At 70.4% G+C, this 11664-nt stretch carries 6 protein-coding genes and 1 pseudogene; 2 read left to right on the top strand and 5 right to left on the bottom strand.

The features are described 5' to 3' along the window. A pseudogene (locus tag ABZS54_RS30355) lies at nucleotides 1-2073 on the bottom strand (hypothetical protein); the annotation flags it as partial. A 493-nt stretch (nucleotides 2074-2566) separates the two neighbouring features. Here ABZS54_RS30355 and ABZS54_RS30350 point away from each other — a divergent pair. After that, complete coding sequence (locus tag ABZS54_RS30350; RefSeq protein WP_355543096.1) at nucleotides 2567-5587, top strand: LamG-like jellyroll fold domain-containing protein; 3021 nt, start codon at nucleotides 2567-2569, stop codon at nucleotides 5585-5587. Between the two features lie 84 nt (nucleotides 5588-5671). Here ABZS54_RS30350 and ABZS54_RS30345 read toward each other — a convergent pair whose 3' ends face one another. From ABZS54_RS30345 to murA, 4 genes are all read right to left on the bottom strand, one after another. Continuing rightward, nucleotides 5672-7684 (bottom strand): protein meaA, encoded by a 2013-nt coding sequence (locus ABZS54_RS30345; protein WP_355543099.1) that lies wholly within the window; start codon nucleotides 7682-7684, stop codon nucleotides 5672-5674. A 327-nt stretch (nucleotides 7685-8011) separates the two neighbouring features. After that, nucleotides 8012-8317 carry an STAS domain-containing protein gene (locus ABZS54_RS30340; protein ID WP_355543093.1) on the bottom strand — a complete coding sequence of 102 codons (306 nt, stop codon included), beginning with the start codon at nucleotides 8315-8317 and terminating at the stop codon, nucleotides 8012-8014. A gap of 228 nt (nucleotides 8318-8545) precedes the next feature. After that, complete coding sequence (locus ABZS54_RS30335; RefSeq protein WP_355543090.1) at nucleotides 8546-9394, bottom strand: 3-hydroxyacyl-CoA dehydrogenase family protein; 849 nt, start codon at nucleotides 9392-9394, stop codon at nucleotides 8546-8548. A gap of 111 nt (nucleotides 9395-9505) precedes the next feature. Continuing rightward, the gene (gene murA / locus ABZS54_RS30330; RefSeq protein WP_355543087.1) at nucleotides 9506-10786 is read right to left on the bottom strand and encodes a UDP-N-acetylglucosamine 1-carboxyvinyltransferase; all 1281 of its coding nucleotides are present in this window, start codon (nucleotides 10784-10786) and stop codon (nucleotides 9506-9508) included. A gap of 115 nt (nucleotides 10787-10901) precedes the next feature. On the opposite strand from murA, the gene ABZS54_RS30325 reads away from it, so the two are divergent. Beyond that, a complete protein-coding gene (locus ABZS54_RS30325) occupies nucleotides 10902-11474 on the top strand; it encodes a cob(I)yrinic acid a,c-diamide adenosyltransferase (protein ID WP_355543084.1) in 573 nt (190 codons plus the stop codon). The last annotated feature ends 190 nt before the right edge of the window (nucleotides 11475-11664 follow it).

Raw genomic sequence — 11664 nt, 5'->3', positions numbered from 1 at the left:
CTCGCAGGTGCGCTCGTGTGGCAAGTCCTGTGATGGCAAGGCGAAGGCGGTTTCGCCGCCGGCCAGGGCCAACACCCGGCGGTCCGCCGCGAGTCCGCGCTTGTCCGAACCGACGTCGCGCATCCGGGTGGCCGCGGCCGCCTCCTCGCGCGCGCCCTGCGCATCGCCCGTGCACAGCGCCAGGATGGCCAACTCGTGCCGGAACCAGGCGTGATCGGACGCCGCCGAGGCACCCGCGTCGCGCGCCGAGGACAGGCCCAGGTCGAGCACCTCGCCCCACGCGTCCCAGCGCGCCGAGGCGCCGAACGCGGGCGCCGAGACCCGGGCCAGCGTGCGCGCCGAACCGGCCTTGCCCAGCCGCTCGGACTCGCGCAGGCAGGCCAGGATCGTGTCCGCCTCACGGGCGATCTCGGCGGGGGTGACCGACGGGTGCGAGACCCACCAGGTGAAGTGCTGGATCGCCGCGACCGCCCACGAGGACGGTCCGCGCACGATCGCGGCGACCGCCTCGGAGGTGCCTCCGGTGAGCCGATACCGGCCGAACTCGCACGCCGCCAGCCCGGCTTCGACCAGCTCGTCCGCGGCGCCCACCGCGTCCACCGCGCCGGTCAGGGCCGGCAGGTGTACCGGGTCCGGCAGTTCGCCGTCCAGGGCGGAGGCCAGCCGCAGCACCTGCTGCGCCGACGCGGACACCAGCGGCACCAGGCGCGGTACGAACTGCCGCGGCTCGCCGGGCGAGGGCAACTCGCCCGAATTGTCCGCCGCACCGTCGTCGAGCAACCCGTAGCCGGACCGCCCACCCTCGCGCCGCGCGAGCAACGCGCCGGCTTGGACGAACCGCCCCGGATGGCCGCCCACCTGGAACCACAGCGCGGAGGCCCAGGCGAGTTCCTCATCGTCGAGTTCGCGCCCGGCGGTGCGCCGCAGCAAGTCGAAGGACGCTTCCTGCGGGAGTCCGCCCAGGGTGATCTCGTGCAGCGGCGAATCCCGGCGCACGATCGGATCCACCACCTCCGGACCCGCCACCAGGAACGCGCATTCCGGTGCCATCCGCAGGAGTTCGACCACGTCGTCCTGGCCCAGCTCCAGATCGTCCACGACCACGAGCGCGGCCACATCGGCCAGGATCTCGACCAACTGCTCGCGGGTGGGTCGGTACGCCGGGCCGCCGAAGCACGCGTCGCGCAACTGCTGCAACAAGTCGTCCAGGCCGCGGCGGCGCCCGTCGAGCAGGAGCACTCCGTCCGGCGCTCCCGCGGGGTCGAGCGCGGCGAGGTGACGCAGCAGGGTGCTCCGCCCGCTCGACGCCGGTCCGCCGATCCGCACCGACGTGCCGCGTTGCAACAGGCCGATCAACTCGGCGATCTCGACGCCGCGGCCCAGGGGGGGCAGGTCGGTCGTGGGCACCGAACCGGGCAGTCTGGACGGGCACGGCAACCGGGCCCCGGCGGCCATCGGCGCGATGTCGGTGCCGTCCACCCCGCCGAAGGTGAGCAGCAGGTCGCCCGCGATCAGCTGGAGCACACCCGGCGCGGACTCGCCGGCCCCACCCCGATCGGCCCCTGGTGCCGGATCCGACCAGTCGTCGATCGGGATCGGCTCGGCCCGACCGATCCGGGGAGCGGAGGAAGGCGCGGCGGAAGAGAAAGGCGCGGGAGAAGGCGCGGAGAACGGCGCGAACGAAGGCGCGGCAAACGCCCCGGCCGAGGACTCCGACGAAGGCGGGAACCCGGCAGCGGCCCCGGACTCCGGCGCCGGCGGCTCGCCCCCGGCCTGGGACTCGGACGCCGACGGCTCGAACACGGCCCCCGACCCGCCCGGCTCGTCCCGCTGCTCCCCGCGCACCGCACCCGGACGCGGACGCGGCCCGAACAACTCGTCCAGATAGGCGTCGTCACCCCACGAACCGCCCACGGAGTCCGCCGAATCGTCGTAGGAGCCCATCGGATCCCCGAAGGAGTCCATCGCGTCGCCGACGGAATCCCTCGATGCGTCGGCCGGGTGCCCGAGCGGATCGTCCTCGAAGCGCTTTTCCCCGTCTTCCTCCGGCCGTTCCCTGCCGCCGCCGTTCATGCCACTCCCTGTGCTCCCCGTCGTGGTTCCTCGACGCGCCGGTGCGGCCGGGGCAAGTCCGGGCACTCGGGGGCGGAAACCGGTGATCAGTGTGCCGGGCGCGGCCGGCACACCGATACCCGGCGCCGGGTTCGTAACAAGATCGTTGAGCACCGACGCGTCGAGCAGCGGGGCGGCCGACCACGGGCTGCGCGTACTTGCGCCGTACCGCGTCCCACCCTGCCACCTCCTGCCGTCGAGCGGACCGGGTCCGGGTCGACCTTCGCTCCCTCTTCACAACAACGCGCGCGCCTTCGAGTGGTCACGGCACGATCCCGTCGAGCCGAGCCGAAGGACGTCGCGGGCTTGCCGAAAAGTCGGTACCTGCCCGCCGAGTCGCCCTATGGTGCACGAGTGGCGCCACGACGGTCAGGCGCACAGGGGGAACAGGGGGACATACATGTCCGGTTCCATCATGTCCGGTTCCATACGTTTGCGACGCACGGGACGGCGGGTGAGCCGGCACAGGACCCGGTTCGCCTGCGCCGCCGCGCTGCTCGCCTCATTGGCACTGTCGATACCCTCGGCCGGCGCATCGCCGGCCTCGTCCGCAGCAGTCTCCGACGCATCGCCCCGCCCATCCGGCCCGGAGCTGTTCGGCTCGGCACCGACCGCGCGCACCGCCTCCGCGCAGGCCGCCGCGGTGCCGCCGAAGTTCTCCGACGATTCCGTACTGACCGGCCTGACCCAGCCGGTCGACGTGGCCTTCGCCAGGGACGGACGGGTCTTCGTCGCCGAGAAGTCCGGCGTCGTCAAGGTGTTCGACTCGCTCACCGACCCCACGCCCACGGTGTTCACCGACCTGCGGGCGAAGGTGCACAACTTCTGGGACCGCGGCCTGCTCGGCTTGGCCCTGGCACCGAACTTCCCGACCGATCCATCGGTCTACGTGATGTACGCGCACGACGCACGCCCCGGCGGCTCGGCCCCCTACTGGGGCACCGCCACCGGTCTGGACGACGGTTGTCCGGACCCACCCGGCGCACAGGCCAAGGGTTGTCTGATCACCGGCCGAATCGCCAAGCTGACCGCGACCGGCAACACCGCGGGCCCGGAGCAGGTGCTGGTCGAGGGCTGGTGCCAGCAGTTCCCGTCGCACGCCACCGGCAGCCTCGCCTTCGGCCCGGACGGCTATCTCTACGCATCCGCCGGGGACGGCGCCAGCTTCGACTGGGCGGACTACGGCCAGAGCACGGCGAGCGGCCCGATCCCGGGCAAGGATCCGATCCCGGCGAACCCGTGTGCCGACGGCAACAGTGCGGTCGGCACCGTACTGACCGCGCCGACCGCCGAGGGCGGCGCACTGCGCGCGCAGGACTTCCGCACCCCGGGTGACCCGTTCGCGCTCAACGGCAGCATCATCCGGATCGACCCGAACACCGGCGCGGGCGCGCCCGGCAACCCGCTCGCGGGCAACGCCGACGCCAACGCCCGCCGCCTGGTGGCGGCCGGCATGCGCAATCCGTTCCGGTTCGGCTTCCGGCCCGGCACGAACGAGTTGTGGGTGGGCGACGTCGGCTGGAGCACTTGGGAGGAGATCAACCGGCTCACCCCCTCCAGCAGCGCCGTGGCCAACTTCGGCTGGCCCTGCTACGAGGGCTCGGCCCGCCAGGGCGGCTACGAGTCGATCGGCCTGAACCTGTGCACCAACCTGTACGCCGACGGCCCGGGAGCGGTCAAGACGCCCTACTACGCCTACCAGCACAGCGCCGTGGTGGTCCCGGGCGACGGCTGCCCGACCGGCAACGGCTCGGCGATCTCCGGGGTGACCTTCTACTCGGGGCAGCGCTATCCGGCGGCCTACCGCAACGCGATGTTCTTCGCCGACCACAGTCGGCGCTGCGTGTGGAGCATGTTGGCCGGTCCCGACGGGCTCCCGGACCCGTCCACCCGCCAGGTGTTCGTGAGCAACGCGAACCCGGTCCAGTTGACCACCGGCCCCGAGGGTGACGTGTACTACGTCGGCTTCGAGGACGGCGCGATCCACCGGATCCGCTACACCGGCAGCGCGCCGAACGCGGTCGCCTCGGCCGGCTCGACCACCGGCACGACGCCGCTGACCGTGGCGTTCACCGGCTCGGCGTCGACCGATCCGGATCCGGGCGAGACCCTCACCTACGCCTGGGACCTGGACGGCGACGGAGCGTTCGACGACTCGACCGCAGCGAACCCGTCGTACACGTACACCACGCCCGGCACCTACACCGTGAGGTTGCGGGTCACCGACCCGGTGGGCCTGACCGGCGTCTCCGCGCCGATCACCATCTCGGCGGGCAACGCACCACCCACCCCGGTGATCGACACCCCGGCCGCGACGCTGACCTGGAAGGTGGGCGACCCGATCGCCTTCAGCGGACACGCGACCGACCCGCAGGACGGCGCCATCCCGGGCACGGGCCTGAACTGGCAGATCATCATGCATCACTGCACCACGCCCACCGACTGCCACGAGCACCAGATCACCGGCCAGGGCGGCGCCGCCGGCACCTTCACGGCGGTCGACCACGAGTATCCGTCGTGGCTCGAACTGCGGCTGACCGCCACCGATTCCGGCGGCCTGACCGGGACCACCAGCGTGCACCTGGACCCGAAGACCGCGAACATCACGCTCGTCTCCAACCCGCCGGGCCTGACCCTGGGCCTGTTCTCCTCACAACGCCCGGCACCGTTCACCAGCACGGTGATCGTGGGCGGCACATCCTCGATAGCCGCGCCGACGACACAGGCCCTGAACGGCAAGAACTACGAATTCGTGTCCTGGTCGGACGGCGGCGCCGCCGCGCACAACATCACCGCACCCGTGACGCCGATCACGTTGACCGCCACCTATCGTGAGATCGACGGGCCGCCTGCCGGTCTGGTGGCCGCGTACGGCTTCAACGCGACGAGCGGCACGATCGTCACGGACGACGCCGGCCAGGGCAACAACGGCACCGTCACCGGCGGCACCTGGGTCACCGGCCATTCCGGCAACGCGCTTTCCTTCAACGGCACTTCGTCGATGGTGACGGTGCCGCACAGCGCCCGCTCGACGCTCACCACCGGGATGACCCTGGAGGCATGGGTCAAGCCCACGGCGATCACGAACTGGCGCACCGTGCTGCTCAAGGAACGCGGTGGCGGTCTGTCCTACGCGCTGTACGCGAACGGCACCGCCGCGCCCAACACGACCATCAACACGACCGGCACCAACAACGACACCTACGCCGACGGCACCGCACCGCTGGCCACCGGCACGTGGGCGCACATCGCGGCCACCTACGACGGCAGCGCGCTGCGCCTGTACGTCAACGGCGTCCAGGTCCAGGCCACCGCACACACCGGCCCGATCGTGGACGCGGGCGGCGCGCTGCGCATCGGCGGCAACAGCGTCTGGGGCGAATACTTCGCCGGCCTGATCGACGACGTCCGCATCTACAACCGCCCCCTGACCCCCACCGAGATCACCACCGACATGGGCCACCCGGTCCCGTAACGAAGCCACCCTCGAACGCCGGACGAGCAAATCCGGCCCGTCCGGCGTTCGAGGACAAGCCACGGCCGCAGGCCGGGCGAAGGCTCAGCCCACCGACACCGCGGACTCGGCCGCCAGGCCGTTCGCCTCGCGAATGACCTCCACGATCCGCCCCATGATGTCCGTGATCCCGAAGTCCTTCGGCGTAAAAACGGCAGCCACCCCCTGCGAGCGCAACACCACCGCATCGGCGGACGGAATGATCCCGCCCACGATCACCGGCACATCACCGATTCCCGCGGAGCGCATGCGCGAGAGCACGTCCGGAATCAGCTCCAGGTGCGATCCCGACAGGATGGACAGCCCCACGCAGTGCACATCCTCCTCGACCGCCGCCGCGACGATCTGCTCCGGAGTGAGTCGAATCCCCTGGTAGACCACCTCGAAACCGACATCGCGCGCCCGCACCGCGATCTGCTCGGCCCCGTTCGAGTGCCCGTCGAGCCCCGGCTTGCCGACCAACAGCCGCAGCCGGCCGCCCAGTTCCTCGCCCGTGCGCCGCACGGCACCCCGCACCTCGGCGAGCCCCGCGCCATCCTGCACGCCGACCACCCCGGAGACCCCGGTCGGCGCGCGATACTCGCCGAACTCCTCACGCAGCGCCTGCGACCACTCCCCCGTGGTCACCCCGGCCCGCACGCACGCCAGCGTGGCCGGCATCAGGTTGACCGCCGACGTGGCCTTCCACGACCGCGCGTCCTCGCGCAGCCGGGCCATCGCCGCGTCCACCGCCACCGGGTCGCGGTCCGCCCGCCATGCCTTGATCTTCTCGATCGCCGAGCGCTCGGCGTCCGGGTCTGCGCTCATGATCGCCGCGTCCAGGTCGGCGGTGAGCGGGTTCTCCTCGGTGGTCTCGAACCGGTTCACCCCGACCACCACCTCGTCGCCCGCCTCGATCCGGGCCCGCCGGGCCGCGTGCGAGCCGACCAGCTGCGACTTCATGTAGCCCGACTCGATCGCGGAAACCGCGCCGCCCATCGCCTGGACCCGGTCGATCTCCTCGCGCGCGCCCGCCACCAGATCGGCGACCTTGGCCTCGATCACGTGTGAACCGTTGAAGATGTCGCCGTACTCGAGCAGGTCCGACTCGTAGGCCAGGACCTGCTGGATCCGCAACGACCACTGCTGGTCCCACGGCCGAGGCAGCCCCAGCGCCTCGTTCCAGGCGGGCAGCTGCACCGCCCGCGCCCGCGCGTCCTTGGACAGCGTCACGGCCAGCATCTCCAGCACGATGCGCTGGACGTTGTTCTCCGGCTGCGCCTCGGTCAGGCCGAGCGAGTTGACCTGCACGCCGTAGCGGAACCGGCGCTGCTTGGCGTCTCGTACGCCGTAGCGCTCCAGCGTGAGTTCGTCCCACAACTGGACGAACGCCCGCATCTTGCACATCTCCTCGACGAACCGCACCCCGGCGTTGACGAAGAAGGAGATTCGCTGGACCACCTCGCCCATCCGGTCCGCCGGCACCTGCCCCGAGTCGCGGACCGCATCCAGCACGGCGATCGCGGTGCACATCGCGTACGCGATCTCCTGCACCGGCGTCGCGCCCGCCTCCTGGAGGTGGTAGCTGCAAATGTTGGTCGGGTTCCACTTGGGAATGTGCGAGACCGTGTACGCGACGGTGTCGGTGATCAGCTTGAGCGAAGGGCCGGGCGGGAAGACGTAGGTCCCGCGCGACAGGTATTCCTTGATGATGTCGTTCTGCGTGGTGCCGGTGAGCTTGGCGATGTCCGCGCCCTGCTCCTCGGCGACGACCTGATACAGCGCGAGCATCCACAGCGCGGTCGCGTTGATCGTCATCGAGGTGTTCATCTCCTCGACGGGGATGCCGTCCAGGAGCTGCCGCATGTCGCCGATGTGCGAGATCGGCACACCGACCTTGCCGACCTCGCCGCGCGAGAGCACGTGGTCGGGGTCGTAGCCGGTCTGGGTCGGCAGGTCGAAGGCCACCGACAGACCGGTCTGGCCCTTGGCGAGATTGCGCCGGTAGAGCGCGTTGGAAGCGGTGGCCGAGGAGTGCCCGGCGTAGGTGCGCATGACCCAGGGGCGATCACGCTTGATCGGAGAGGCCTGCTCGATCGGAGCCCGCTCGATCGGAGAAGAGGGGTGCCGACCGGCCGGGGACGGCGTGGCCGGCTGCGAGGGCTGAGCTGAGGGCGTCTGGCTCGCCACGGAATACCTCCGGAGGTTCCGGACCGACCGGTACTCGGCGACTACCGGCCTGGGCTATCCCGCTGGTCCGCTGTCACCGCGCGTCTGGTGCGGCCCTGCTTACCACGGAGTGTACTGACGGGTAACCGCTCCGGACAGGGTGTGTTCGACCACAGCACGCAAGTCGTTGCCGGGCCGGCCTGACACCTTGTCGGCTCGGACGCCCGATCGGCCGGATCAGACCGCGGCGGGTTGGCGGAGCGTGAGGATACGGTGCAATCGAGTCAACACGAGCACCCGGTACACATCCGGATTGACCCCGGCCAGCACGAGACGACGCTCGCGCCGACCCGCCCGCCGGTGCGCGCCGACGATCAGGCCCAGACCGGTGGTGTCCAGGGTGGACATCCGGGTGAGGTCGAGAATCAGGTCGCCGTCACCGTTGTCCACGGCGTCGTGCAGCGCCAGTCGGACATCGGCGGTGGCCCGCACGTCGAGCACGCCGTCCAAATGCAGCTCGCGTGGGTCGCCCCAAACACGCATCGTCTCCTCCTGGAAATTCCGTCCGTGCGATGACGGTTCGGCTTCCCAGAAAAACACCCAAAACCCGATAATCCTCACTCGTCATATCGGACTTCACTCGTACAGGTGACGAATCATCAGATGATCTGCCGGCTGTGCGCCGCCCACCGGCCAACGGCCGCCCGACGACCGCTCCGTGGCTTCGAAGCCCCCGGAGTCCGGTCGCGGAACGGCCGTCGCGCGCGGGACTCAGTAGTCGTAGAAACCCTTGCCGGTCTTGCGACCCAGGTCACCCGCCGTGACCATGCGGTTGAGCAGCTCCGGCGGAGCGAACTTCTCGTCCTTGCTCTCGGCGTAGATGTTGCTCGTCGCGTTGCGCATGATGTCCACGCCGGTCAGGTCGGCGGTGGCCAGCGGCCCCATAGCGTGGCCGAAGCCCAGCTTGCAGGCGATGTCGATGTCCTCGGCGGTGGCCACGCCCGCCTCGTACAGCTTCACCGCCTCGACCGTGAGCGCGGTGATCAGCCGAGTGGTGACGAACCCGGCCACGTCCCGGTTGACCACGATGCACGTCTTGCCCATCGCCTCGGCCAGTTCGCGCGCGACGGCCAGCGTCGCGTCCGAGGTCTTGAAGCCGCGGACCAGCTCGCACAGGCTCATCAACGGCACCGGTGAGAAGAAGTGCATGCCCACGACCGACTCGGGCCGGCCGGTGACGGCGGCAATCTCGGTGATCGGGATCGCCGAGGTGTTGCTGGCGAGCACCGCGCCGGGCTTGCAGATCCGGTCCAGCTCGCCAAAGACGGCCTGCTTGACCTCGACCTTCTCGAACACCGCCTCGACCACGACGTCCGCGTCCGCGACGGCTTCCAGGTCGGTGGTGGTGGTGATCCGGGCCAGCGCCGCCGAGGCGTCCTCGGCGGTCAGCCGGCCCTTGGCGACGAACTTGTCGTACGAGGCCGCGATCCCGCTCAGCCCGCGCTCCAGGGCGGCGTCGGTGACATCGCGCAGGACGACGTCGTAGCCGGCCTGCGCGGCGACCTGGGCGATGCCCGACCCCATGAGCCCGGCCCCGATGACGGCGATCTTGTTGGTCACTGCGCTACCTCTCCACTACACGATCCCGAACCGACGTCCCGCGGACGTCCTTCGCCCGGGAGCGTAGCCGGACCAGTCGACGGCACCGACGCACCCCTACCTGACGACCCGTCAGAAACGCGAGGTACTCTCCGGCTCCGGCTCCCGGACGATCTTCGCGCCGAGCGACTGGAGCTGCACCTCCAAGCCGGTGTAGCCGCGATCGATGTGGTGCACCCCGCTGACCGTGGTGTCCCCGTCCGCCACCAGGCCGGCCAGCACCAGTCCCGCCCCGGCCCGGATGTCTGCGGTCAACACCGGGGCACCGGAGAGCTGTTCGACCCCACGCACGATCGCGTGGTGTCCGTCGGTGCGAATCGACGCGCCCAGCCGGAGCAGTTCCTGAAGGAACACGAAGCGCGCCTCGAAAAGGTTCTCGGTGATCATCGCCGAGCCCTCGGCGATCGAGTTCATCGCGGCGAAGAACGGCTGCATGTCGGTGGCGAACCCGGGATACGGCAGGGTGACCACATCCACCGCCTTGGGCCGTCGGTCCATCACCACCCGGAACCCGTCCCGCACGTGCGACACCTCGGCGCCGGCCAGCGTCAGCTTGTCGAGCGCGATCTCCAGGTGCTCGGGGTGGGCGTTGCGTACCGTCACGTCACCGAGCGTCATCGCGGCCGCGACCGCGAACGTGCAGGCCACGATCCGGTCCGGCACCGTTCGGTGGCGCACCGGCTTGAGCCCCTCGACGCCCTCGATCTCGATCGTGGACGAGCCTGCGCCCTCGATCCGCGCGCCCATCTCGGTGAGCATCGAGCAGATGTCCACGATCTCGGGCTCGCGCGCCGCGTTGTCGATCACCGTGCGGCCCTGCGCGAGCACCGCGGCCATCAGGACGTTCTCGGTCGCGCCCACGCTCGGGAAGTCCAGCCAGACGGTGGTGCCCTTCAAGCCGTTCGGCGCCTTGGCGATCAGCACGCCGTGCGAGTTCTCCACCGTCGCGCCGAGCTTGACCAGGCCCTCGATGTGCATGTCGAGACCGCGCGAGCCGATCGCGTCCCCGCCCGGGTAGGCGACGTGCACCTCGCCACAGCGCGCGAGCAGTGGGCCCAGCACACAGATCGACGCGCGCATGCTGCGGACCAGGTCGTAGTCCGCCTCGAAGCGTGGGGCCGCCGGCACCCCGATCCGCACCGTCCCGGTGGTCTCCCCCTCGACCTCACAACCCAGCCGCCGCAGCAGCTCGCTCATGATCTCCACGTCGAGGATCCGGGGGGCCTCCTCGAGCACTGTGGTGCCCTCCGCGAGCAGCGCGGCAGCCATCAATTTGAGCGCGCTGTTCTTCGCGCCCGTGATCCGCACCTCGCCGGCGAGTCGCTGACCACCTGTCACCCGGAACCTGTCCATCGGAGAATCGTACTGATTCCCGGACCCGGCCACGGACCGCGCCAAGCACGGACAAAGCGCTCCCTCAGGGGCTGTTCCGGACGATCCGCAGGCCACAGGCCCTAGGGTTTCCATCATGGTCAACCTCACCCGCATTTACACCCGCACCGGCGACGACGGCACGACCGCACTCGGGGACATGTCGCGCACGGCCAAGACCGACCCTCGACTCGCGGCGTACGCCGACGTGGACGAGACCAACGCGGTGATCGGCGTCGCACTCTCACTCGGCAACCTGGACGAGGATGTGGTCAAGCTGCTGACCCGCGTCCAGAACGACCTGTTCGACCTGGGCGCCGACCTGTCCACCCCGGTGGTCGAGGACCCCAAGTACCCGCCGCTGCGGGTGGAACAGAGCTACATCGACGCCCTGGAAGCGGCCTGCGACCAGTACAACGAGAACCTGGAGAAGCTGCGCAGCTTCATCCTCAACGGCGGCACCCCCGGCGCCGCGCTGCTGCACCAGGCCCGCACCGTCGCCCGCCGCGCCGAGCGCACCACGTGGGGCGCGCTGGAGGTGCACGGCGACTCGATGAACCCGCTGACGGTGAAGTACCTCAACCGCCTGTCCGACCTGCTGTTCATTTTGGCGCGGCATGCGAACCGCGAAGTCGGCGACGTGCTGTGGGTGCCCGGCGCCAACCGCTGACGCGAACCCGCGCAGGCGTGGGGCCCGGGGGTCGCCCCCGGAACAGACACAGCATTTTGGCGCGGCATGCGAACCGCGAAGTCGGCGACATGCCGTGGGTGCCCGGCGCCAACCGCTGACGCGAACCCGCGCAGGCGTGGGGCCCGGGGGTCGCCCCCGGAACAGACACAGCATTTTGGCGCGGCATGCA

The organism is Embleya sp. NPDC005575, from assembly GCF_040605455.1.
Lineage (GTDB): Bacteria > Actinomycetota > Actinomycetes > Streptomycetales > Streptomycetaceae > Embleya.
This window is presented reverse-complemented; position numbering and strand designations above follow the sequence as displayed.

Coding starts and splice junctions, on each gene's coding strand:
- ABZS54_RS30325 (WP_355543084.1), top strand. CDS start 10,902: ATGGTCAACCTCACCCGCATTTACACCCGCACCGGCGACGACGGCACG.
- ABZS54_RS30340 (WP_355543093.1), bottom strand. CDS start 8,317: ATGCGTGTTTGGGGCGACCCACGCGAGCTGCATTTGGACGGCGTGCTC.
- murA (WP_355543087.1), bottom strand. CDS start 10,786: ATGGACAGGTTCCGGGTGACAGGTGGTCAGCGACTCGCCGGCGAGGTG.